This window comes from Pseudomonas sp. Z5-35 (assembly GCF_051131945.1).
GTDB lineage: Bacteria > Pseudomonadota > Gammaproteobacteria > Pseudomonadales > Pseudomonadaceae > Aquipseudomonas > Aquipseudomonas marvdashtae.
On sequence record NZ_CP071640.1, the window covers coordinates 674,696 to 697,072 of the forward strand.

General features: G+C 56.8%; 34 protein-coding genes. 32 read left to right on the plus strand and 2 right to left on the minus strand.

Going from position 1 to position 22,377, the window contains the following annotated elements; all coding sequences use genetic code 11:
• From rplD to bfr, 28 genes are all read left to right on the plus strand, one after another.
• The gene (gene rplD, locus J3P95_RS03180) at positions 1 to 603 is read left to right on the plus strand and encodes a 50S ribosomal protein L4 (protein WP_186615425.1); all 603 of its coding nucleotides are present in this window, start codon (positions 1 to 3) and stop codon (positions 601 to 603) included.
• A complete protein-coding gene (gene rplW, locus J3P95_RS03185) occupies positions 600 to 899 on the plus strand; it encodes a 50S ribosomal protein L23 (protein ID WP_002555488.1) in 300 nt (99 codons plus the stop codon). The genes rplD and rplW overlap by 4 nt, the downstream gene beginning before the upstream one ends.
• Positions 900 to 913: 14 nt before the next feature.
• Positions 914 to 1,738 carry a 50S ribosomal protein L2 gene (gene rplB, locus J3P95_RS03190; RefSeq protein WP_003186055.1) on the plus strand — a complete coding sequence of 275 codons (825 nt, stop codon included), beginning with the start codon at positions 914 to 916 and terminating at the stop codon, positions 1,736 to 1,738.
• Between the two features lie 16 nt (positions 1,739 to 1,754).
• Complete coding sequence (gene rpsS, locus J3P95_RS03195) at positions 1,755 to 2,030, plus strand: 30S ribosomal protein S19 (RefSeq protein WP_002555486.1); 276 nt, start codon at positions 1,755 to 1,757, stop codon at positions 2,028 to 2,030.
• Positions 2,031 to 2,041: 11 nt separating this feature from the next.
• Positions 2,042 to 2,374, plus strand: a complete 333-nt coding sequence (rplV, locus tag J3P95_RS03200) for a 50S ribosomal protein L22 (RefSeq protein WP_003103908.1) — start codon at positions 2,042 to 2,044, stop codon at positions 2,372 to 2,374.
• Between the two features lie 13 nt (positions 2,375 to 2,387).
• Positions 2,388 to 3,074: a 30S ribosomal protein S3 gene (gene rpsC / locus J3P95_RS03205; RefSeq protein WP_003176422.1), complete on the plus strand. Its 687-nt coding sequence runs from the start codon at positions 2,388 to 2,390 to the stop codon at positions 3,072 to 3,074.
• 12 nt (positions 3,075 to 3,086) lie between these two features.
• Entirely contained in the window at positions 3,087 to 3,500 is a 414-nt protein-coding gene (gene rplP / locus J3P95_RS03210) for a 50S ribosomal protein L16 (RefSeq protein WP_003186052.1), read from the plus strand.
• Complete coding sequence (gene rpmC / locus J3P95_RS03215; protein ID WP_002555481.1) at positions 3,500 to 3,691, plus strand: 50S ribosomal protein L29; 192 nt, start codon at positions 3,500 to 3,502, stop codon at positions 3,689 to 3,691. Before rplP ends, rpmC begins: the two co-directional genes overlap by 1 nt.
• 2 nt (positions 3,692 to 3,693) lie before the next feature.
• A complete protein-coding gene (gene rpsQ / locus J3P95_RS03220) occupies positions 3,694 to 3,960 on the plus strand; it encodes a 30S ribosomal protein S17 (RefSeq protein ID WP_003176419.1) in 267 nt (88 codons plus the stop codon).
• 23 nt (positions 3,961 to 3,983) lie between these two features.
• A complete protein-coding gene (rplN, locus tag J3P95_RS03225; RefSeq protein ID WP_002555479.1) occupies positions 3,984 to 4,352 on the plus strand; it encodes a 50S ribosomal protein L14 in 369 nt (122 codons plus the stop codon).
• An 11-nt stretch (positions 4,353 to 4,363) separates the two neighbouring features.
• Positions 4,364 to 4,678 (plus strand): 50S ribosomal protein L24, encoded by a 315-nt coding sequence (gene rplX, locus J3P95_RS03230; protein WP_003186046.1) that lies wholly within the window; start codon positions 4,364 to 4,366, stop codon positions 4,676 to 4,678.
• Between the two features lie 20 nt (positions 4,679 to 4,698).
• Positions 4,699 to 5,238 (plus strand): 50S ribosomal protein L5, encoded by a 540-nt coding sequence (gene rplE / locus J3P95_RS03235; RefSeq protein ID WP_003186044.1) that lies wholly within the window; start codon positions 4,699 to 4,701, stop codon positions 5,236 to 5,238.
• 13 nt (positions 5,239 to 5,251) lie between these two features.
• Positions 5,252 to 5,557 carry a 30S ribosomal protein S14 gene (gene rpsN / locus J3P95_RS03240; RefSeq protein ID WP_003186042.1) on the plus strand — a complete coding sequence of 102 codons (306 nt, stop codon included), beginning with the start codon at positions 5,252 to 5,254 and terminating at the stop codon, positions 5,555 to 5,557.
• 210 nt (positions 5,558 to 5,767) lie between these two features.
• Positions 5,768 to 6,160, plus strand: a complete 393-nt coding sequence (gene rpsH, locus J3P95_RS03245; protein WP_003186040.1) for a 30S ribosomal protein S8 — start codon at positions 5,768 to 5,770, stop codon at positions 6,158 to 6,160.
• 12 nt (positions 6,161 to 6,172) lie between these two features.
• Positions 6,173 to 6,706 carry a 50S ribosomal protein L6 gene (rplF, locus tag J3P95_RS03250; RefSeq protein WP_003186039.1) on the plus strand — a complete coding sequence of 178 codons (534 nt, stop codon included), beginning with the start codon at positions 6,173 to 6,175 and terminating at the stop codon, positions 6,704 to 6,706.
• 10 nt (positions 6,707 to 6,716) lie between these two features.
• Complete coding sequence (gene rplR, locus J3P95_RS03255; protein ID WP_003186037.1) at positions 6,717 to 7,067, plus strand: 50S ribosomal protein L18; 351 nt, start codon at positions 6,717 to 6,719, stop codon at positions 7,065 to 7,067.
• Between the two features lie 3 nt (positions 7,068 to 7,070).
• The gene (gene rpsE, locus J3P95_RS03260; RefSeq protein ID WP_003186035.1) at positions 7,071 to 7,571 is read left to right on the plus strand and encodes a 30S ribosomal protein S5; all 501 of its coding nucleotides are present in this window, start codon (positions 7,071 to 7,073) and stop codon (positions 7,569 to 7,571) included.
• Positions 7,572 to 7,573: 2 nt separating this feature from the next.
• A complete protein-coding gene (gene rpmD / locus J3P95_RS03265) occupies positions 7,574 to 7,750 on the plus strand; it encodes a 50S ribosomal protein L30 (RefSeq protein WP_003186033.1) in 177 nt (58 codons plus the stop codon).
• Between the two features lie 3 nt (positions 7,751 to 7,753).
• Positions 7,754 to 8,191, plus strand: coding sequence for a 50S ribosomal protein L15 (gene rplO / locus J3P95_RS03270; protein ID WP_003186032.1), 438 nt, complete (start codon positions 7,754 to 7,756; stop codon positions 8,189 to 8,191).
• Entirely contained in the window at positions 8,192 to 9,520 is a 1,329-nt protein-coding gene (secY, locus tag J3P95_RS03275; RefSeq protein ID WP_047229771.1) for a preprotein translocase subunit SecY, read from the plus strand.
• 30 nt (positions 9,521 to 9,550) lie between these two features.
• A complete protein-coding gene (rpmJ, locus tag J3P95_RS03280) occupies positions 9,551 to 9,667 on the plus strand; it encodes a 50S ribosomal protein L36 (protein WP_002555468.1) in 117 nt (38 codons plus the stop codon).
• A gap of 130 nt (positions 9,668 to 9,797) precedes the next feature.
• A complete protein-coding gene (rpsM, locus tag J3P95_RS03285; RefSeq protein WP_009045849.1) occupies positions 9,798 to 10,154 on the plus strand; it encodes a 30S ribosomal protein S13 in 357 nt (118 codons plus the stop codon).
• 30 nt (positions 10,155 to 10,184) lie between these two features.
• The gene (gene rpsK / locus J3P95_RS03290) at positions 10,185 to 10,574 is read left to right on the plus strand and encodes a 30S ribosomal protein S11 (protein WP_002555466.1); all 390 of its coding nucleotides are present in this window, start codon (positions 10,185 to 10,187) and stop codon (positions 10,572 to 10,574) included.
• A gap of 18 nt (positions 10,575 to 10,592) precedes the next feature.
• Entirely contained in the window at positions 10,593 to 11,213 is a 621-nt protein-coding gene (gene rpsD, locus J3P95_RS03295) for a 30S ribosomal protein S4 (RefSeq protein ID WP_003176404.1), read from the plus strand.
• A 22-nt stretch (positions 11,214 to 11,235) separates the two neighbouring features.
• Positions 11,236 to 12,237 (plus strand): DNA-directed RNA polymerase subunit alpha, encoded by a 1,002-nt coding sequence (locus J3P95_RS03300; protein ID WP_003186012.1) that lies wholly within the window; start codon positions 11,236 to 11,238, stop codon positions 12,235 to 12,237.
• A gap of 42 nt (positions 12,238 to 12,279) precedes the next feature.
• Positions 12,280 to 12,666 (plus strand): 50S ribosomal protein L17, encoded by a 387-nt coding sequence (rplQ, locus tag J3P95_RS03305; RefSeq protein WP_003176402.1) that lies wholly within the window; start codon positions 12,280 to 12,282, stop codon positions 12,664 to 12,666.
• Between the two features lie 240 nt (positions 12,667 to 12,906).
• A complete protein-coding gene (locus J3P95_RS03310) occupies positions 12,907 to 14,355 on the plus strand; it encodes a catalase (RefSeq protein WP_434578735.1) in 1,449 nt (482 codons plus the stop codon).
• 158 nt (positions 14,356 to 14,513) lie between these two features.
• Complete coding sequence (gene bfr / locus J3P95_RS03315) at positions 14,514 to 14,978, plus strand: bacterioferritin (RefSeq protein WP_434560644.1); 465 nt, start codon at positions 14,514 to 14,516, stop codon at positions 14,976 to 14,978.
• Positions 14,979 to 15,065: 87 nt separating this feature from the next.
• Here the strand turns inward: bfr and uvrA are convergent, their stop codons facing one another.
• On the minus strand, positions 15,066 to 17,900 hold the full coding sequence (gene uvrA, locus J3P95_RS03320; protein WP_186614515.1) for an excinuclease ABC subunit UvrA: 2,835 nt from the start codon (positions 17,898 to 17,900) through the stop codon (positions 15,066 to 15,068).
• A gap of 169 nt (positions 17,901 to 18,069) precedes the next feature.
• On the opposite strand from uvrA, the gene J3P95_RS03325 reads away from it, so the two are divergent.
• The 4 genes from J3P95_RS03325 (at position 18,070) to arsH (ending at position 21,613) form a co-directional block, all read left to right on the plus strand.
• Complete coding sequence (locus tag J3P95_RS03325; RefSeq protein ID WP_186641024.1) at positions 18,070 to 19,467, plus strand: MFS transporter; 1,398 nt, start codon at positions 18,070 to 18,072, stop codon at positions 19,465 to 19,467.
• A 9-nt stretch (positions 19,468 to 19,476) separates the two neighbouring features.
• Positions 19,477 to 20,001 (plus strand): single-stranded DNA-binding protein, encoded by a 525-nt coding sequence (locus J3P95_RS03330; RefSeq protein WP_186614519.1) that lies wholly within the window; start codon positions 19,477 to 19,479, stop codon positions 19,999 to 20,001.
• A gap of 380 nt (positions 20,002 to 20,381) precedes the next feature.
• Positions 20,382 to 20,852, plus strand: a complete 471-nt coding sequence (locus J3P95_RS03335; RefSeq protein WP_434560646.1) for an arsenate reductase ArsC — start codon at positions 20,382 to 20,384, stop codon at positions 20,850 to 20,852.
• A gap of 47 nt (positions 20,853 to 20,899) precedes the next feature.
• Positions 20,900 to 21,613, plus strand: a complete 714-nt coding sequence (gene arsH / locus J3P95_RS03340) for an arsenical resistance protein ArsH (RefSeq protein WP_434578731.1) — start codon at positions 20,900 to 20,902, stop codon at positions 21,611 to 21,613.
• A gap of 78 nt (positions 21,614 to 21,691) precedes the next feature.
• Here the strand turns inward: arsH and J3P95_RS03345 are convergent, their stop codons facing one another.
• Positions 21,692 to 22,315 carry a hypothetical protein gene (locus J3P95_RS03345; RefSeq protein WP_434578729.1) on the minus strand — a complete coding sequence of 208 codons (624 nt, stop codon included), beginning with the start codon at positions 22,313 to 22,315 and terminating at the stop codon, positions 21,692 to 21,694.
• Positions 22,316 to 22,377: the final 62 nt, after the last annotated feature.

A 22,377-nucleotide genomic window follows, 5' to 3' on the forward strand; every position in this document is an offset into this window, starting at 1 on the left:
ATGCAATTAAATGTAAATGACGCTCAAGCGATCGAAGTTTCCGAACTGACATTTGGCGGCGAATTCAACGAGACGCTGGTTCACCAAGCAGTCGTGGCCTACATGGCCGGCGGCCGTCAAGGTAGCAAGCAGCAAAAGACCCGTTCCGACGTTCGTGGTGGCGGTAAGCGCCCATGGCGTCAGAAAGGTACTGGCCGTGCTCGTGCCGGTACTATCCGTAGCCCTATCTGGCGTGGCGGCGGTACCACTTTCGCAGCTCGTCCTCAGGATCACACCCAGAAGCTGAACAAGAAGATGTATCGCGCAGCAATGCGTTCCATCCTTGCTGAGCTGGTGCGTACTGATCGTCTGGTCGTGGTTCAGGACTTCGCTGTTGAAGCACCGAAAACCAAAGATCTGCTGAACAAGCTGAATGGCATGGGCCTGACTGACGTCCTGATCGTGTCTGACGCTGTTGATCAGAACCTGTACCTGGCTGCTCGTAACCTGCCGCACGTCGATGTTCGTGACGTTCAGGGTTCCGATCCGGTCAGTCTGATCGCATACGACAAGGTGTTGATCACCGTGTCGGCCGTGAAGAAATTCGAGGAGCTGCTGGGATGAACCAGGAACGCGTATTTAAAGTTCTGCTTGGCCCGCACGTTTCCGAGAAGGCTACGGTTCTGGCAGACAAGAAAGGCCAGTTCGTTTTCAAGGTTGCGACCGACGCAACCAAGCTGGAAATCAAGAAGGCCGTCGAAAGCCTGTTCAGCGTGAAAGTAGAGCGCGTTACTACCCTGAATGTTCTGGGTAAGAGCAAGCGCACTGCTCGCGGTCTGGGCAAGCGTAATGACTGGAAGAAGGCAGTTATCTCCCTTCAGCCAGGCCAAGATCTCGATTTCAGCAGCAGTGCTGAGTAAGGAAGGGGTGCATCATGGCAATCGTTAAATGCAAACCGACTTCCCCTGGCCGCCGTTTTGTGGTCAAGGTGGTCAACCAGGAGCTGCATAAAGGCGCTCCTCACGCACCGCTGCTCGAGAAAAAATCGAAGTCTGGTGGTCGTAACAACAATGGCCGTATTACCACTCGTCACATCGGTGGTGGTCATAAGCAGCATTATCGTCTGGTCGACTTCCGTCGCAACGACAAGGATGGCATCGCTGCCACCGTCGAGCGTATCGAATACGATCCAAACCGTACTGCGCACATCGCTCTGCTGCTGTACGCAGATGGCGAGCGTCGCTACATCATCGCCCCTAAAGGCGTGAGCGCTGGCGACCAGCTGATTGCAGGTGCCTTGGCGCCGATCAAGCCGGGCAACGCTCTGCAACTGCGTAACATTCCAGTTGGTAGCACCGTACACGGCATCGAATTGAAGCCAGGTAAAGGCGCGCAAATCGCTCGTTCCGCTGGTGCTTCGGCTCAGTTGATCGCTCGTGAAGGTGTCTACGTGACCCTGCGTCTGCGTTCTGGTGAGATGCGTAAAGTACTGGCTGAATGCCGTGCGACCCTGGGCGAAGTCTCGAACTCCGAGCACAGCCTGCGTTCGTTGGGTAAAGCGGGTGCCAAGCGCTGGCGTGGCGTTCGCCCAACCGTTCGTGGTGTTGCCATGAACCCGGTTGACCACCCACATGGTGGTGGTGAAGGTCGTACCTCTGGTGGTCGTCATCCGGTATCGCCATGGGGCTTCCCGACTAAGGGCGCGAAGACTCGTGGTAATAAGCGTACCGACAAAATGATCGTCCGTCGTCGCAAGTAAATAGAGGGATACGACAGTGCCACGTTCTCTGAAAAAAGGTCCTTTTATTGATCTTCACCTACTGAAGAAGATCGAAGTGGCGGCGGAAAAGAACGATCGCAAACCAGTTAAGACCTGGTCGCGTCGTTCGATGATCCTGCCACAAATGGTCGGTCTGACCATCGCAGTACACAACGGTCGCCAGCACGTCCCAGTTCTTGTGAACGAAGACATGGTCGGCCACAAACTGGGCGAGTTCGCCGGTACCCGCACATATCGTGGGCACGTGGCTGACAAGAAAGCCAAGCGTTAAGGGGTTAGGAAATGGAAGTAGCCGCTAAGTTGTCGGGCGCTCGAATCTCCGCCCAGAAAGCCCGCTTGGTCGCCGACCAGATCCGCGGGAAGAAGGTGGGCGAAGCGCTCAACCTGTTGGCTTTCAGCAGTAAGAAAGCCGCCGAGATCATGAAGAAAGTGCTGGAGTCGGCCGTAGCCAACGCCGAGCATAACGAAGGCGCAGACGTTGATGACCTGAAGGTCAGCACCGTTTTCGTCAACGAAGGGCGTTCGCTGAAGCGCATCATGCCACGTGCCAAAGGCCGTGCTGATCGCATCGTCAAGCGGTCTTGCCATATCACTGTCAAGGTTGCTGACAAGTAACGGAGTCGAAGAGATGGGTCAGAAAGTACATCCCATTGGCATTCGCCTGGGAATCGTCAAGGAGCACACCTCCGTCTGGTACGCAGACGGTCGGACTTATGCGGACTATTTGTTCGCTGATCTGAAGGTGCGTGAGTATCTCCAAGACAAACTAAAAAGCGCGTCCGTAAGCCGTATCGATATCCATCGTCCGGCGCAGACTGCACGCATCACCATCCACACCGCTCGTCCAGGTATCGTTATCGGGAAGAAAGGTGAAGATGTTGAGAAGCTGCGTCAGGACCTGACCAAGCAAATGGGTGTGCCTGTGCACATCAATATCGAAGAGATCCGCAAGCCGGAGCTCGACGGTATGCTGGTTGCGCAGAGCGTAGCTCAGCAGCTGGAGCGTCGCGTAATGTTCCGTCGCGCTATGAAGCGCGCTGTACAGAACGCAATGCGCATTGGTGCCAAAGGCATCAAAATCCAAGTGAGCGGTCGTCTCGGCGGTGCTGAAATCGCACGTACTGAATGGTATCGCGAAGGTCGTGTGCCTCTGCACACCCTGCGTGCCGACATCGACTATGCCAACTACGAAGCTCACACCACTTACGGTGTGATCGGTGTAAAGGTTTGGATCTTCAAAGGCGAAGTAATTGGTGGTCGCCAAGAAGAACTGAAACCACAAGCACCAGCGCCTCGTAAAAAAGCTGCTAAGTAAGGGGTACGCCAAATGTTGCAACCAAAGCGTACGAAGTTCCGCAAGCAGATGACCGGCCACAACCGTGGCCTGGCATTGCGCGGTAGCAAAGTCAGCTTCGGCGAGTTCGCGCTGAAGTCTGTTGCTCGTGGTCGTCTCACCGCTCGTCAGATCGAGTCAGCGCGTCGTGCTCTGACCCGTCACGTAAAACGTGGCGGCAAGATCTGGATCCGTGTATTCCCGGACAAGCCTGTCACCAAGAAGCCACTCGAAGTTCGGATGGGTAAAGGTAAGGGTAACGTGGAGTACTGGGTTGCCCAGATTCAGCCAGGTAAAGTCCTGTATGAAATCGAGGGTGTTTCTGAAGAGCTGGCGCGTGAGGCTTTCGCCCTGGCTGCTGCAAAGCTGCCGCTCGCCACCTCCTTTGTTAAACGGACGGTGATGTGATGAAAGCGAATGAACTTCGTGAAAAATCAGCACAGCAGCTGAACGAGCAACTGCTCGGCCTGCTGCGCGACCAGTTCAATCTGCGTATGCAGAAAGCAACTGGCCAGTTGGGGCAGTCTCATCTGCTCTCGCAAGTTAAGCGTGACATCGCTCGCGTGAAAACTGTGCTCAACCAGCAGGCAGGTAAGTGATCATGGCTGAAGCCGAAAAAACTGTCCGTACGCTGACTGGCCGTGTTGTCAGCGACAAGATGGACAAAACCATCACCGTTCTGATCGAGCGTCGCGTTAAGCACCCGATCTACGGTAAATACGTTAAGCGTTCGACTAAGCTGCACGCGCACGACGAAACCAATCAGTGCCACATCGGCGACAAAGTCACTATTCGTGAAACTCGTCCTTTGGCCAAGACCAAGTCTTGGGCGCTGGTTGATGTTCTCGAACGCGCTGTGGAAGTCTAAGGACTAGGGGTCGGAGAAATTATATGATTCAGACTCAATCCATGCTCGATGTGGCCGATAACAGCGGCGCTCGCCGTGTTATGTGCATCAAGGTGCTGGGTGGCTCCCATCGTCGTTACGCTGGTATCGGTGACATCATCAAAGTTACCGTCAAGGAAGCAATTCCTCGCGGTAAGGTGAAAAAAGGCCAAGTGATGACTGCTGTCGTAGTCCGCACTCGCCATGGCGTTCGTCGTGCTGACGGCTCCATCATCCGCTTTGATGGCAACGCTGCTGTTCTGTTGAACAACAAGCAAGAGCCGATCGGCACCCGTATCTTTGGGCCAGTGACCCGTGAACTTCGTACTGAGAAGTTCATGAAGATCGTCTCGCTCGCCCCAGAAGTGCTGTAAGGAGATCCGACATGCAAAAGATTCGTCGTGACGACGAGATCATCGTGATCGCCGGCAAAGACAAAGGTAAGCGCGGTAAGGTGCTGAAGGTTCTTGCTGACAACCGTCTGGTTGTGGGTGGTCTGAACCTGGTCAAGCGTCATACCAAGCCTAACCCGATGTCGGGCGTACAGGGCGGTATCGTCGAGAAAGAAGCGCCATTGCACGCTTCCAACGTCGCCATCTTCAACGGCGAAACCAACAAGGCTGACCGCGTTGGTTTCAAAGTAGAAGACGGTAAGAAAATTCGTGTCTTCAAGTCGACCCAAAAAGCGGTTGATGCTTGAACACTGCTAGGTAGAAGACCATGGCACGACTAAAAGAGATTTACCGGAAGGAAATCGCACCGAAACTTAAGGAAGAACTTAAGCTTTCGAACGTGATGGAAGTTCCGCGCGTTACCAAAATCACCCTGAACATGGGTCTGGGCGAAGCGATCGGCGACAAAAAAGTCATCGAGCACGCTGTTGCCGACCTGGAAAAGATCACCGGTCAGAAAGTCGTTGTGACTTACGCTCGGAAATCCATCGCTGGCTTTAAAGTCCGTGAAGGTTGGCCGATCGGCGTCAAAGTGACCCTGCGCCGTGAGCGTATGTACGAGTTCCTGGATCGTCTGCTGTCGATCTCCCTGCCTCGGGTTCGCGACTTCCGCGGCCTGAATGCCAAGTCCTTCGATGGTCGTGGCAACTACAGCATGGGCGTAAAAGAGCAGATCATTTTCCCGGAAATCGATTACGACAAGATCGATGCTCTCCGCGGTCTGGACATTACCCTGACCACCACTGCTCGGACGGATGACGAAGGTCGCGCACTGCTGCGCGCTTTCAAATTCCCGTTCCGCAACTGATTGGAGTAGGAAAATGGCCAAGAAGAGCATGAAGAACCGTGAGCTGAAGCGTCAGCTCACCGTTGCCAAGTACGCCACCAAGCGTGCAGCGCTGAAAGCGATCATCGTGGATCTGAACGCAAGTCCAGAAGCACGTTGGGAAGCTACCGTAGCACTGCAGAAGCAGCCACGTGACGCCAGCGCTTCGCGCATGCGTAACCGCTGCCGCCTGACTGGTCGTCCGCACGGCGTGTACCGCAAGTTCGGCCTCGGTCGTAACATGCTGCGTCAAGCTGCAATGCGTGGTGACGTTCCAGGTCTGGTTAAAGCCAGCTGGTAAGCACTGTCAAAGTCACGGCGTCCGGGATCGCAAGATCCTGACCGTCGGTGACCTTGAACTTGAATCAAGCCCCTTTTGGGGCTTGATTCATTTGTGGGGTGTGTCTAGAATACCCGGCTCGCCTGAGCCCGTGTTTTTATTGCACGGATGCGCTCGGCGACACGTACTAGCCGAAAGGCTAATTTTTTGTGTATTAGGAGCGTCTAGCCCATGAGTATGCAGGACCCGTTAGCGGACATGCTAACTCGTATCCGTAATGCCCAGATGGCTGAAAAGTCCGTCGTAAGCATGCCATCTTCTACGTTGAAGGTAGCTGTTGCCAAAGTCCTGAAGGACGAAGGTTACATTGCGGGTTATCAGATCAGCAGCGAAATCAAGCCACTGCTGTCCATCGAGCTGAAGTACTTCGAAGGCCGTCCGGTCATCGAGGAAGTGAAGCGCGTTAGCCGTCCTGGCCTGCGTCAGTACAAGTCCGTCGATGATCTGCCAAAAGTTCGTGGCGGTCTCGGTGTGTCTATCGTCTCCACCAACAAAGGTGTGATGACGGATCGTGCTGCGCGCGCTGCCGGTGTCGGCGGCGAAGTTCTTTGCACTGTGTTCTAAGGGGGGATAAGCATGTCACGCGTCGCTAAGAACCCCGTTAAGCTGCCAGCCGGTGTCGAAGTCAAATTCGCAGGCCAACAGCTTTCGGTGAAGGGTGCCAAGGGCACTCTGCAACTGAACATCCATTCGTCCGTTGAGATCGTTGAAGAAGCTGGTGAGCTGCGTTTCGCTGCTCGCAATGGCGATCAACAGACTCGCGCAATGGCTGGTACCACTCGTGCGTTGGTAAACAACATGGTCCAAGGCGTAAGCCAAGGCTTCGAGCGCAAGCTCCAGCTGGTCGGTGTTGGTTACAAAGCGCAAGCAAAAGGCACAGTGCTGAACCTGGCTCTTGGCTTCTCGCATCCAGTGGATTATGAACTGCCGGAAGGCATCACCGCTGAGACTCCTAGCCAGACCGATATCCTGATCAAGGGCATCGACAAGCAGCTGGTAGGTCAAGTGGCCGCCGAGATCCGCGACTTCCGTCCACCAGAGCCGTACAAAGGCAAAGGTGTGCGCTACGCGGACGAAGTCGTCCGTCGTAAAGAAGCCAAGAAGAAGTAGGGCATAGCAAATGACCGACAAAAAAGTTACTCGACTGCGTCGCGCTCGCAAAGCACGCCTGAAAATGCACGAACTCGAAGTCGTGCGTCTCTGCGTGTTCCGCTCGTCGCAGCACATCTACGCCCAGGTCATTTCGGCCGACGGCAACAAAGTCCTGGCAAGTGCCTCGACTTTGGATAAAGAACTGCGTGATGGCGCCACTGGCAACATCGACGCGGCCACTAAGGTTGGCCAGCTGGTCGCTACGCGTGCTAAAGCCGCTGGCGTCTCGCAGGTGGCTTTCGACCGCTCTGGCTTCAAGTACCACGGCCGCGTCAAGGCGCTGGCTGATGCTGCTCGTGAAGCTGGGCTGGAGTTCTAAGTTATGTCAAATAACGACCAAAAGCGCGACGAAGGCTACATCGAGAAGCTGGTTCAAGTTAACCGCGTAGCCAAAACCGTCAAAGGCGGCCGTATCTTCACTTTCACCGCGTTGACCGTGGTGGGTGATGGTAAGGGCCGTGTTGGCTTCGGCCGTGGCAAGTCGCGTGAAGTGCCTGCTGCGATCCAGAAGGCAATGGAAGCTGCTCGCCGCAACATGATCCAGGTTGATCTGAACGGCACCACTCTGCAGTACGCAATGAAGTCCGCCCATGGCGCTTCGAAGGTGTACATGCAGCCTGCTTCTGAAGGTACCGGTATCATCGCTGGCGGCGCTATGCGTGCTGTCCTCGAAGTTGCTGGCGTTCAGAACGTTCTGGCCAAGTGCTACGGCTCGACTAACCCGGTAAACGTGGTTCACGCCACTTTCAAGGGTTTGAAAGCAATGCAGTCTCCTGAATCCATTGCCGCCAAGCGTGGCAAAAGCGTCAAGGAGATCTTCTGATCATGGCTACCGTAAAAGTTACGCTGATCAAAAGCATGACCGGCCGCATCCCTAACCACAAACTGTGCGTTAAGGGTCTGGGTCTGCGTCGCATCGGTCACACTGTAGAAGTCCTGGATACTCCCGAGAATCGCGGGATGATCAACAAGGCTTACTACATGCTGCGTGTCGAGGGTTAATCGATGAAACTCAATGATCTGAGTCCAGCGCCGGGTTCCCGTCGCGAAAAGCATCGTCCGGGCCGTGGTATCGGTAGTGGTTTGGGCAAGACCGGTGGCCGTGGCCACAAAGGTCAGACCTCCCGCTCCGGTGGCACCATTGCTCCAGGCTTTGAAGGCGGTCAACAGCCGCTGCATCGTCGCCTGCCGAAGTTCGGTTTCGTTTCCCTGAAAGCCATGGACCGCGCAGAAGTGCGTCTGTCCGAGCTGGCTAAAGTGGACGGCGACATCGTCACCGTGCAGTCCCTGAAGGATGCCAACGTGATCAACCAGAACGTACAGCGTGTGAAAATCATGCTGTCGGGCGAAGTTGCTCGTGCTGTCACCATCGGAAAGGGAATCGGCGCCACCAAAGGTGCGCGTGCGGCTATCGAAGCAGCTGGCGGCAAGTTCGAGGAATAAATGGCTAAGCAAGGTGCTCTCTCTGCGCTCGGCAAAGGCGGTATGTCTGAACTCTGGGCTCGTCTGCGTTTTCTGTTCCTGGCGATTATCGTCTACCGAATAGGCGCACACATCCCGGTTCCAGGTATTAACCCGGACCGACTCGCGGACCTGTTTCGACAGAATGAGGGGACCATTCTTAGCTTGTTCAACATGTTTTCCGGCGGCGCGCTGGAACGGATGAGCATCTTTGCACTGGGGATCATGCCGTACATCTCGGCATCGATCATCATGCAATTGATGACCGCCGTCAGCCCGCAGCTGGAGCAGTTGAAGAAGGAAGGTGAAGCTGGCCGTCGCAAGATCAGCCAGTACACCCGCTACCTCACCGTCGTCCTTGCTCTTGTCCAGGCTGTTGGCATGTCCATCGGGCTGGCAGGGCAGGGCGTGGCGTTCACTGGTGACTTTGGCTTCCATTTCGTTGCGGTAACCACTTTTGTGGCGGGCGCAATGTTCATGATGTGGCTGGGTGAGCAGATTACTGAGCGTGGTGTTGGCAACGGTATCTCGATGTTGATCTTCGCAGGTATCGTCGCCGGTCTTCCGAGAGCGATCGGGCAGTCTTTCGAGTCTGCGCGTCAGGGTGATATCAACATTTTCGCCCTGGTTGCCATCGGTTTGCTGGCAGTAGCGATTATCGGTTTCGTGGTGTTCATTGAGCGTGGTCAGCGTCGTATCGCCGTTCACTACGCCAAGCGTCAGCAGGGCCGTAAGGTGTTTGCTGCGCAGACCAGCCACTTGCCGTTGAAGGTGAACATGGCCGGCGTTATTCCGGCCATTTTCGCGAGCAGCATCTTGCTGTTCCCGGCTTCGTTGGGTGCCTGGTTCGGCCAGTCTGAAGGTATGGGCTGGTTGCAGGACATCTCGCAGTCGATCGCTCCTGGTCAGCCGTTGAATATTCTGCTGTTTAGTGCAGGGATTATTTTCTTCTGCTTCTTCTATACGGCGTTGATGTTCAATCCGAAAGACGTAGCGGAAAACCTGAAGAAGTCCGGTGCCTTTATTCCGGGTATCCGTCCGGGTGAGCAGTCTGCGCGCTACATTGATGGCGTTCTGACTCGCTTGACCTTGTTCGGTGCTCTTTACATGACGGCCGTCTGCTTGCTTCCCCAGTTCCTGGTGGTTGCGGCAAACGTACCGTTCTACCTTGGCGGGACCTCGTTGCTGATCGTGGTCGTGGTTGTGATGGACTTCATGTCCCAAGTACAATCGCACCTCGTTTCGCACCAGTACGAATCCCTGATGAAGAAAGCCAACCTGAAGGGCTACGGCAGCGGCATGTTGCGCTGAGTAGCGTCCATAAGGTTCGAGGAGTTGGTGATGAAAGTTCGTGCATCGGTGAAAAAGCTGTGCCGTAACTGCAAGATTATTCGCCGCGAAGGTGTTGTTCGGGTAATTTGCAGCGCGGAACCGCGTCACAAACAGCGCCAAGGCTGAGTGTGATTGTGCTTTAAGCCCGGCAGCTAGTGCGCTGCCGGGTTGATTATTTGTTATTACAGCGATATTATCTCGCGCCCTATTTCTTGGCTTCCGGGGCGTAGGTAGCTGTCAATTGGAGTCCCACTGAATGGCCCGTATTGCAGGCGTTAACATTCCAGATAACAAGCATACTGTTATCTCGCTGACCTACATCTATGGTGTTGGTCGCACTACTGCACAGAAAATTTGTGCAGAGACTGGGGTCAACCCAGCGGCAAAGATCAAGGATCTGAGCGACGAGCAAATTGAACAGCTGCGTGGCGAAGTGGCGAAGTTCACCACTGAAGGTGACCTGCGTCGCGAAATCAACATGAAAATCAAGCGCTTGATGGACCTCGGTTGCTATCGCGGTCTGCGTCATCGTCGTGGTCTTCCAGTGCGCGGTCAGCGTACCAAGACCAACGCGCGTACCCGTAAAGGTCCGCGTAAGCCGATCCGCAAGTAATCGCCCCAGCGAATCGACAGGAATTTAATCATGGCAAAACCTGCTGCTCGTCCTCGTAAAAAAGTTAAAAAGACAGTGGTTGATGGCATCGCCCACATCCATGCTTCTTTTAACAACACCATCGTGACCATTACCGACCGTCAAGGTAACGCTCTTTCCTGGGCTACCTCCGGTGGTTCGGGTTTCCGCGGTTCCCGCAAGTCCACCCCGTTCGCTGCTCAAGTAGCTGCCGAGCGTGCTGGTCAAGCTGCGCTGGAATACGGCCTGAAAAACCTCGACGTCAACGTCAAAGGTCCAGGTCCAGGTCGTGAATCCGCAGTCCGCGCTTTGAACGGCTGTGGCTACAAGATCGCCAGCATCACCGACGTGACGCCTATCCCGCACAACGGGTGCCGTCCGCCGAAGAAGCGCCGCGTGTAATCCAGGAGATTGTAAAGAATGGCTCGTTACATTGGTCCAAAATGCAAACTCGCTCGTCGCGAAGGCACCGATCTCTTTCTGAAGAGCGGCGTGCGCGCGATCGAATCGAAGTGCAACATTGAAGCAGCACCTGGTATCCACGGCCAACGCCGCGGTCGCCAGTCCGATTACGGCACCCAACTGCGTGAAAAGCAGAAGGTCCGTCGTATCTACGGCGTTCTCGAGCGTCAATTCAGCGGCTACTACAAAGAAGCTGCTGGCAAGAAAGGCGCAACCGGCGAAAACCTGTTGCAGCTGCTCGAATGCCGCCTGGACAACGTTGTATACCGTATGGGTTTCGGTTCTACTCGTGCCGAATCTCGTCAGCTGGTATCGCACAAGTCGATCAGCGTTAACGGTCAGACCGTAAACGTACCGTCCTACCAGGTTCGTGCTGGTGACGTGGTTGCTGTTCGCGAGAAAGCAAAGAACCAACTTCGCATTGTCCAAGCTCTCGATCTGTGTGCCCAACGTGGCCGCGTAGAATGGGTAGAAGTAGACACTGAGAAGAAGTCGGGCGTTTTCAAGAACGTGCCTGCTCGCAGTGATCTGTCCGCCGACATCAACGAAAGCCTGATTGTCGAGCTCTACTCCAAGTAAGGGCTAGAAAATAGGTGCATCCATGCAGATTTCGGTAAATGAGTTCCTGACACCCCGCCACATTGATGTGCAGGTTGTCAGTCCAACCCGCGCCAAGATCACACTCGAGCCTCTCGAGCGTGGTTTCGGCCACACCCTGGGCAACGCGCTGCGCCGCATCCTGTTGTCCTCAATGCCCGGCTGTGCAGTAGTCGAGGCCGAGATTGACGGTGTACTCCATGAGTACAGCGCCATCGAAGGTGTACAGGAAGATGTAATTGAAATCCTGTTGAACCTTAAAGGTCTGGCTATCAAGCTGCACGGTCGTGACGAAGTTACGCTGACCTTGTCGAAGAAGGGTTCGGGGGTGGTTACCGCTGCCGATATTCAGCTGGATCACGATGTCGAGATCGTTAACCCCGATCACGTAATCGCTAACCTGGCGTCTAACGGCGCCCTGAACATGAAGCTCACCGTAGCTCGTGGTCGTGGTTATGAACCGGCAGACTCGCGTCAGAGCGATGAAGACGAAAGCCGCAGCATCGGTCGCTTGCAGCTTGACTCTTCGTTCAGCCCGGTTCGCCGTATCGCATACGTGGTGGAAAACGCCCGTGTCGAACAGCGTACTAACCTGGACAAGCTGGTTATTGATCTGGAAACCAACGGTACCCTGGATCCTGAAGAGGCTATCCGCCGCGCTGCAACCATCCTGCAACAGCAGTTGGCTGCGTTCGTCGACCTCAAGGGTGACAGTGAGCCAGTGGTTGTCGAGCAAGAAGACGAGATCGATCCGATCCTGCTTCGCCCGGTTGACGATCTGGAACTGACTGTACGTTCGGCTAACTGCCTTAAGGCGGAAAACATCTACTACATCGGCGACCTGATTCAGCGTACCGAAGTAGAGCTGTTGAAGACTCCGAACCTTGGCAAGAAATCCTTGACTGAAATCAAGGACGTTCTGGCCTCCCGCGGTCTGTCCCTCGGCATGCGCCTCGACAACTGGCCGCCTGCAAGTCTTAAGAAGGACGACAAGGCGACTGCCTGATCGTCGTAATCACCGAACGTTGTGTTTGGTAAGGAATGAACCATGCGTCATCGTAAAAGTGGACGTCACCTGAGCCGCACCAGCTCGCACCGCAAGGCCATGTTCCAAAACATGGCGGTGTCGCTGTTCGAGCACGAGCTGATCAAAACTACACTGCCGAAAGCCAAAGAACTGCGTCGCGTTGCTGAGCCGCTGATCACTCTGGCCAAGACAGACAGCCTGGCTAACCGCCGCCTGGCTTTCGACCGTACCCGTTCGAAAGCTATCGTTGGTAAGCTCTTCAACGATCTGGGCAAGCGTTACGCTACCCGTGAGGGTGGCTACCTGCGCATCCTCAAGTGCGGTTTCCGCGCTGGCGACAACGCGCCTATGGCGTACGTCGAGTTGGTTGATCGTGCTACTGCTGGCGAAGCTGTAAGCGCCGAGTAAGACGACAGTCTGTAACGAAGAACCGGGCCTAGTGCCCGGTTTTTTATGCCCGTAACAAAAGCGTTATCCATACAAGCTTCCACGGCCCAGCGGGCTTCACTATGAATGGCGGGGGTTATTGGTAGAGAAAATCTATTGATACCTAAAATTTAATGAATTTGTAGGCGTCATGTTGTTCATCGATACTCCTCACCAGCCGATTAGCCGGCAGTCCGAAGACCGACCTAGGAAGATTTGAGCATGAGCCAGACCAAAACGCTTACGACCGCCAGTGGCGCTCCTGTCGCCGATAACCAGAACTCTCGCTCCGCCGGCCCACGTGGCCCGCTGCTACTCGACGATTTCCACCTGATCGAAAAGCTTGCTCATTTCAACCGCGAAAACATCCCCGAGCGTCGCGTGCACGCAAAGGGTTCGGGCGCTTACGGCACCTTCACCGTAACTCGCGACATTACCCAATACACCAGCGCCAAGCTGTTCGAGTCGATCGGCAAGCAGACGCCCACCTTCCTGCGGTTTTCCACCGTGGGTGGCGAGCGTGGTTCAGCCGACACTGAGCGCGATCCACGCGGTTTCGCCTTGAAGTTCTACACCGAGGAAGGCAACTGGGACATCGTCGGCAACAACACACCGGTGTTTTTCATCCGCGACCCACTGAAGTTTCCAGACTTCATTCACACCCAGAAGCGCCTGCCACAAAGCAACCTCAAAAGTGCCCAGATGATGTGGGACTTCTGGTCGCACTCGCCCGAAGCGTTGCACCAAGTCACCATTCTGTTCTCTGATCGCGGTATTCCTGACGGCTACCGTCACATGCACGGTTTCGGCAGCCACACCTACAGCCTGACCAATGCCCAGGGTGAGCGTCACTGGGTGAAATGGCACTACAAGACCAAGCAGGGCATCAAGAACCTCGCGCCGGCCGAAGCTGCACGCTTGGCGGGCACCGATCCGGATTATGCCCAGCGCGACCTGTTCAACGCGATCGAGCGCGGTGATTTCCCGAAATGGAGTGTCTGCATCCAGATCATGACCGAGGCACAGGCCGCGGCCCATTACGAAAACCCGTTCGATGTGACCAAGACCTGGTCGCAGAAAGAGTTTCCGCTGATCGAAGTCGGCGAGCTGGAGCTCAACCGCAACCCGCTGAACTACTTCGCCGAAGTCGAGCAAGCGGCATTCGGGCCTAGCAACATGGTGCCGGGTGTGGGTCTCTCGCCTGATCGCATGCTGCAGGGTCGTGTGTTTGCCTATGCCGATGCACACCGCTACCGCGTAGGCACCAACCACCAGCAGTTGCCGGTGAACGCGCCGCGCAGCCCGGTCAATACCTACCAGCGCGACGGCGCGATGGCGTTCGGCAGCAATGGCGGCGCGGCTCCGAACTATGAGCCAAACAGCTTCGTGGAGGCGCCGAAGCAGGCGCCGCGTTATGCGGAGCCGGCACTGGCCCTCAGCGGTGCAGCGGATCGGTATGATCATCGCGAAGATACCGACTACTACAGCCATGCCGGTGCGCTGTTCCGCTTGATGAACGATGAGCAGAAAGCGCTGTTGATCAGCAATATCGCCGGTGCAATGGCGGGTGTCTCGGCGGATGTTATCGACCGCCAGCTGCAGCATTTCTTCAAGGCAGACGCTGCTTATGGAGAAGGGATCGCAAAAGCCATGGGCGTACAGCTTAACTAAGTCTAAACGAGAAGCAGAACCGCCCTCATTTGGGCGGTTTTTGTGTTATTTACCCTGCTTTTCTCAGATTTTCTTCACTTTTATTGCGATAGCCGAGTGACCTTGCGGTCAGCTTGGTTCAAACTACAACCTTTAAAAGCTTGTGGAGATGTAGGGCGATGCAAGGTCACCCAGACGTAATCGATTACCTCAACACGTTGCTGACCGGCGAGCTGGCAGCCCGTGATCAATATTTCATCCACTCGCGGATGTACGAGGACTGGGGTTTTACCGAGCTCTACGAACGTATCAACCACGAGATGGAAGAAGAGACCCAGCACGCCGATGCGCTGATGCGTCGGATCCTGATGCTCGAAGGGACGCCGCGCATGCGTGCCGATGACCTGGACGTCGGCGCCACGGTGCCCGACATGCTCGCCGCCGACCTGCGCCTGGAGTACAAAGTCCGCGCCGCGCTGTGCAAAGGCATCGAGCTCTGCGAGCAGCACAACGACTACGTGACCCGTGAGATTTTGCGGATTCAGCTCAACGACACCGAAGAAGACCACACCTACTGGCTGGAGAAGCAGTTGGGGCTGATCAAGCTGATCGGGTTGGAGAACTACCTGCAATCGCAGTTCTGATTTGTGGAAGCAAGCTTGCTCCCACAATAAAACAAAAAGCCCCTGTCATCGATGAGATGACAGGGGCTTTTTAGTGCTCGGGCGAAATCAGTCCCGATCACGTTCCAGCAATGGCTTGAGGTAGTAGCCGGTGTAGGACTGCTTCATTTCGGCCACCTGCTCCGGCGTACCCACGGCAATGATCTGACCACCCTTGGAGCCGCCTTCCGGCCCCAGGTCCACCAGCCAGTCAGCGGTCTTGATCACATCCAGATTGTGCTCGATCACCACCACGGTGTTGCCGTGGTCGCGGAGGCGATGCAGCACGTCGAGCAACTGTTGGATATCGGCGAAGTGCAGACCTGTGGTCGGCTCGTCGAGAATATACAAAGTCTTGCCGGTATCGCGCTTGGACAGCTCGCGTGACAGCTTGACCCGCTGCGCTTCACCGCCAGACAAGGTCGTCGCTGACTGCCCGAGCTTGATGTAGGAAAGCCCTACGTCCATCAACGTCTGGAGCTTGCGTGCCAGCGCCGGTACCGCGTCGAAGAACACCCGGGCTTCCTCGATGGTCATTTCCAGGGTTTCGTGGATGTTCTTGCCCTTGTATTTGATCTCCAGGGTTTCGCGGTTGTAGCGCTTGCTCTTGCACACGTCGCACGGGACATAGATGTCGGGCAGGAAATGCATTTCCACCTTGATCAAGCCGTCGCCCTGACAAGCTTCGCAGCGTCCGCCCTTGACGTTGAACGAGAACCGACCAGGCCCATAGCCCCGTGAGCGGGATTCCGGTACGCCGGCGAACAGTTCGCGGATTGGCGTGAACAACCCGGTGTAGGTCGCTGGGTTGGAACGCGGCGTCCGCCCGATCGGGCTCTGGTCGATGTCGACCACTTTGTCCAGGTGCTCCAGGCCCTTGATACTGTCGTGAGCAGCAGCTTCAAGCGTGGTGGCGCCGTTCAAGGCCGTGGCGCTGAGAGGAAACAGCGTGTTGTTGATCAGCGTCGACTTGCCGGAGCCGGAGACGCCGGTAACGCAGGTCAGCAGGCCGATCGGGATTTCCAGGTCGACGTTGCGCAGGTTGTTGCCGCGAGCTCCTTTAAGGGTCAGCGACAGCTTCTTATTGCGCGGGGTGCGCTTGGCCGGCACCTTGATCTTCACCCGGCCCGAGAGGTATTTGCCTGTCAGGGAGTCGGGGTGCGCCATCACTTCGGCTGCGGTGCCTTGAGCGACAATATGCCCACCGTGCACGCCGGCGCCTGGGCCGATGTCCACCACGTAATCGGCCAGGCGAATCGCGTCTTCATCGTGCTCGACCACGATCACCGTATTGCCGATGTCCCGCAGGTGTTTCAGCGTTCCGAGCAACCGGTCATTGTCGCGTTGGTGCAGACCAATGGACGGTTCGTCGAGGATATACATCACCCCGACCAGGCCCGCGCCGATCTGGCTGGCCAGGCGGATACGCTGGGCTTCGCCGCCGGATAGGGTGTCTGCGCTGCGATCGAGGGTCAGGTAGTCCAGGCCGACGTTCACCAGGAACTGCAAGCGCTCACGGATTTCCTTGAGGATCTTGTCGGCGATTTCGCCACGGCGGCCAGTGAGCTTGAGGCCGCCGAAGTAATCGGTGGCATCGCCGATTGGCAGGCTGGTCACCGCCGGTAGGGTTTTTTCACCGACCCACACATGTCGCGCTTCCCGGCGCAAACGAGTACCGCGGCAATCCGGGCAGGGCTGGGTGCTGAGGAACTTCGCCAGTTCTTCGCGCACGCTGGCCGACTCGGTCTCGCGGTAGCGCCGCTCCAGGTTCGGCACGATGCCTTCGAACGGGTGGGAGCGCTTGACGATATCGCCGCGGTCATTCAGGTATTTGAAATCGACGTTCTGCGAGCCGCTGCCGTGCAGGATGAATTTTTGCTGGTCGGCGGGCAGCTCGTTGAACGGCTTGTCCAGGCTGAACTTGTAGTGGGCCGCCAGCGAACCGAGCATCTGGAAGTAATAGACGTTGCGCCTGTCCCACCCGCGAATCGCCCCCTCGGCCAGGGTCAGCTCGCCATTGACCAGTCGCTTGGTGTCGAAGAACTGCTTGACCCCCAGGCCGTCACAGGTCGGGCAGGCGCCGGCCGGATTGTTGAAGGAGAACAGCTTGGGCTCCAGTTCGCTGATGGCGTGGCCGCAGATCGGGCAGGCGAAGCGCGCGGAGAAGATGATCTCTTCGCCTGGCTCGTCATCCATCGGGGCTACCAGAGCTATGCCGTCGGCCAGTTTCAGCGCGGTTTCGAAGGACTCCGCCAGGCGCTGTTGCAGGTCGGCCCGGACCTTGAAGCGGTCGACCACTACATCGATCGAATGCTTCTTCTGTTTATCAAGCTTCGGCAGCTCGTCCAACTCGCATAACTTGCCGTTGACCCGCGCACGCACGAAACCCTGGGCGCGCAGCTCTTCGAAAACCATCAGGTGTTCGCCCTTGCGCTCGCGAATCACCGGTGCGAGCAGCATCAGCTTGCTGCCTTCCGGCTGGGCCAGCACCAGGTCGACCATCTGGCTGACGGTCTGGGCTTCCAGCGGGGCGTCGTGGTCAGGGCAGCGCGGAATACCGACTCGCGCATACAGCAAGCGCAGGTAATCGTAGATCTCGGTAATGGTGCCGACCGTCGACCGCGGGTTATGCGAGGTCGACTTCTGTTCGATGGAGATCGCCGGCGACAAGCCTTCGATGGTGTCGACGTCGGGTTTTTCCATCATCGACAGGAACTGCCGGGCATAGGCCGACAGCGATTCGACATAGCGTCGCTGGCCTTCGGCGTACAAGGTGTCGAAGGCCAGGGAGGATTTGCCGGATCCGGACAGGCCGGTGATGACGATCAGCTTGTCCCGTGGCAGGGTCAGGTCGATGTTCTTCAGGTTGTGGGTACGGGCCCCACGAATCAGGATCTTGTCCAAAAGTGGCCTCGCTCGGCGGGCGTCGAAAACGTAGGAGTATACGGGCAAATACTGGATGGATGCACACTATTGGAAGCCCTGCATGAAGACTGCGCGGCAAACGGTCGCCCTATACCCCCTCAATCGATGGGACTGGTAGAATCCCCGCCGGTTCACACGAGGTTTTTCCATGCAAGATCCCCACAGCGAGCGCATGAGTAGCGGCGAGACCCGCGCGGCAAGCGGCCTGGCCCTGGTGTTCGCCTTCCGCATGCTGGGCATGTTCATGGTGTTGCCGGTGCTGGCGACCTATGGGATGGACCTGGCCGGCGCGACCCCGGCCCTCATCGGCTTGGCGATCGGTGCCTACGGCCTGACCCAGGCGATTTTCCAGATTCCATTCGGGATGATTTCCGACCGTATCGGCCGACGGCCTGTGATTTACCTGGGGCTCATCGTGTTCGCTCTCGGCAGTGTCCTGGCGGCGAATGCAGACTCGATCTGGGGCGTGATTGCCGGACGGATCCTACAAGGAGCGGGTGCTATTTCCGCAGCGGTCATGGCCTTGCTGTCCGACTTGACTCGCGAACAGCATCGGACGAAAGCCATGGCCATGATCGGCATGACGATTGGCCTGTCCTTTGCGGTCGCCATGGTTGTAGGCCCACTGTTGACCCGGGCTTTCGGCCTGTCGGGCCTGTTCCTGGCTACCGGCGCCATGGCCTTGGTCGGCATCCTTATCGTTGCGTTCATTGTGCCGCGCTCCACCGGGCCGTTGCAGCACCGTGAATCCGGCGTGGCTCGCCAGGCGCTACTGCCAACGCTCAAGCATCCGGACCTGCTGCGCCTGGACCTGGGCATCTTCGTGCTCCATGCGATGCTGATGTCGAGTTTCGTGGCGCTGCCGCTGGCATTGGTCGAGAAGGCCGGCCTGCCCAAGGAACAGCACTGGTGGGTCTACCTGACCGCGCTGCTGATTTCATTCTTCGCCATGATCCCTTTCATCATCTATGGCGAGAAGCGACGCAAAATGAAACGAGTTTTGCTCGGCGCCGTCGTGACGCTCATGCTCACTGAGCTATTCTTCTGGCAGTTCGGCGACAGCCTTCGAGCGCTGGTGATCGGCACGGTGGTGTTCTTCACCGCGTTCAATCTGTTGGAAGCGTCGCTGCCGTCGTTGATCAGCAAGGTTTCGCCAGCGGGCGGCAAGGGAACGGCCATGGGGGTTTATTCCACCAGCCAGTTCCTCGGTTCGGCGCTGGGCGGCATCCTCGGCGGCTGGCTGTTCCAGCACGGCGGTTTGTCGGTTGTGTTCCTGGGTTGTGCCGCGCTGGCTGCACTTTGGCTGCTCTTTGCTGTTACCATGCGCGAACCTCCGTATGTGACGAGCCTGCGCTTGCCGTTGTCGCCCGAAGCCATCCGCGAAGCAGGCCTGGCCGAGCGCCTCAGGGCCGTCGTTGGAGTAACCGATGCAGTGGTGGTCGCCGACGAGGCGGCCGTTTATATCAAACTGGACACCGAATTATTGGATCGTGCGACGCTCGAGCGCCTGGTGAACAACCCGGCCCCGGCAGCGTGCGAAGCCTAGGAGAACGTTATGGCCCGTGGGGTTAACAAAGTCATATTGGTCGGTACTTGCGGCCAGGATCCAGAAGTTCGCTACCTGCCCAATGGCAACGCCGTGACCAACCTGAGCCTGGCGACCAGCGAACAATGGACCGACAAGCAGACCGGCCAGAAGGTCGAGAAGACCGAATGGCACCGCGTGTCGATGTTCGGCAAGGTGGCTGAGATTGCTGGCGAATACCTGCGCAAGGGTTCGCAGGTGTATATCGAAGGCAAGTTGCAGACACGCGAGTGGGAAAAAGACGGTATCAAGCGCTACACCACCGAAATCGTGGTCGACATGCAAGGCACCATGCAATTGCTGGGTGGCCGTCCTCAGGGCGACCAACAGCAAGGTGGCAACAACTACCAGCAGTCGGCTCCGGCTCCGCGTCAGCAGGCGCCTCGTCCGCAGTCGGCGCCACAGCCACAACGCGAGCGCCCGGCCGCTCCCCAACAGGCCGCGCCGCAACCGGCCCCGGATTTCGACAGCTTTGATGACGATATTCCGTTCTAGCGCACACCTTAGACTTTTTTGTAAAGTTTCTTCTGGAAGCCCCCGCATTGCGGGGGCTTTCTCGTTTGTGCGTTGCAAGAAATAAGTCGACGTGTTTTAACCAGGCCCACCATTGCTCTGCGGCCATTTCCGTTGCCTGGGTCATATCTCACTTCCCACCCTTTCATCTCCTTTGTGCCGCCATGCATGGATTGTTAAGACGTTATGCAAAAACAGCGGACATCACATTCGCTTTACCGGATATTCGGTAAATCATATATTCGATTTTCCATATGCGTCGAGCTCAACCATGAGGCACGGCTGTGTCGGCTGTGCCATCCTCCTCGCCACATTGTCTGCCCTGGCACTGCGGCTCAGTTTCTGAATCAAGGAGTCTTCTAATGAAAGTCCTGTTCATGTGCACCCACAACAGCTGCCGCAGCATTCTTTCCGAGGCACTTTTCAACCACTTGGCCCCAGCAGGCGTTGAGGCGGTCAGCTCGGGAAGCTTTCCCAGTGGTCGAGTGAATCAGCGGGCATTGCAAACCCTGGAGGCGGCGGGGATTTCCACGGAGGGCTTGAGCAGCAAGGCTTCGGATGCTTTTGAAGGCTCGCCTCCAGACGTCGTGATCACTGTCTGTGATCGGGCTGCGGGCGAAGCATGTCCCATTTTTTTCGGGCCAGCCTTAAAGGCACATTGGGGCTTGGCTGATCCGTCCGAAGCAACCGGGCCGGAAGCGGTCATTACCGCAGCGTTCGAAAGCACACTGGCCAAAATCCACGAACGTGTGAGTGCGTTTCTTGCGCTGCCGCTCAAGACCATGAGCCCAGACCAACTGAAAGCTGAACTGAACCGCATCGGTTCGCTTTAAAGATCAACCGAGGCGGCACTCAACCAGGCCCCGCCGCAGGAGTTCATATGCAAGACACATTGCCGAACGTACACGCCGACCTGATCGACATTCCTTCGTTGGAACACTTATCGCCGCGTACGCCGTCGCTTCATAAACCTCGAATTCTTCTGTTATACGGATCAACGCGAGAGCGCTCATTCAGTCGTCTGGTCACGCAAGAGGCGGCACGCCTGCTGAATGAGTTTGGCGCCGAAACGAAGATCTTTGACCCCTCGGGTCTGCCGCTGCCGGATGACGCCCCCGATACACATCCCAAGGTCGCGGAGTTGCGTGAGCTGATGCAATGGTCTGAGGGGCAGGTGTGGTGTTCCCCTGAGCGTCACGGCTCCATGAGTGCTGTGTTCAAAGCCCAAATCGACTGGGTTCCTCTGACGATAGGTGCTGTTCGACCTACGCAAGGAAAGACGCTTGCAGTGATGCAGGTCTGCGGCGGCTCGCAGTCTTTCAACGCGGTCAATCAGCTGCGGGTACTGGGTCGGTGGATGCGGATGTTCACCATCCCAAACCAATCTTCCGTAGCCAAGGCATTCACAGAGTTCGATGAGGCCGGTCGCATGAAGCCGTCCTCGTACTACGACCGCCTGGTGGACGTAATGGAAGAGCTGATGAAGTTCACGCTGCTCTTGCGGGATCGTCAGGACTACTTGGTTGATCGTTATTCCGAGCGTAAAGAGTCCGCCGAAGAGCTGTCCAAACGTGTCAACCAGCGTTCCATTTAATGCCTGTGCGAGGAAATTATCGAGATTCGTGTGGGGTGCATGCCAGGCTTGTGGTTCCAAGAAGCAAAGCGATCCAAGTCATAAATCCAGGTCCAGTAGCTCCAGCATCCGCTCGTCAACCGACTGCGCCAACCACGTCGCATGGAATGCCATTTCCTTTACCGTTATGTCCACCCAGAACCGAAGCGTAACCGGCTTGCCATCGGCCCCTGCGTAGCACACCTCAAAGTGACTCACGTTGGCGAAAGTGGTCAAGGTATAGGGCTTGATGTAATGGATGGCGCTGTAGGGTACGCATTCGTTGGTGGTTTGTCGGGCGGGGCGGCGCTGGGTAAAAGTGAGACGTTGCTGGCGCTCGTCAAAGCAAAAACCAAGCACTTTGGGCCCGGAGGCGAGCCAGTTGAGCACGCAGACGGCCACGAATGCGCTAATGAACATGAGCCCAATAATCAGCGGGTCCAGGATGATTTTCTGGTGAATGGGCGACAGGCCTTCGACCTTGGCCAGCGTCATGGTAAACACTGCCAACCAGTAGATGGGCAGGGCCAGCAACATCCCTGCGGCGTAAATCATGGTTCCCAGGAATCCCGGCTTGGAGACGTCGTTTGAGCAATCCCAAGTCGGCGGGTGTTTTGACGCCCATCCGGCGATGTCGCTCGGGGCTGGGGAGGGGACCAGGCGCGGCGGGCGCTTACGTTTCATACGGCGAGCTCTGGGAGAAAATCCTGGTCATTCTCGTCGTAACCGCTCACACCCGCCTAGTC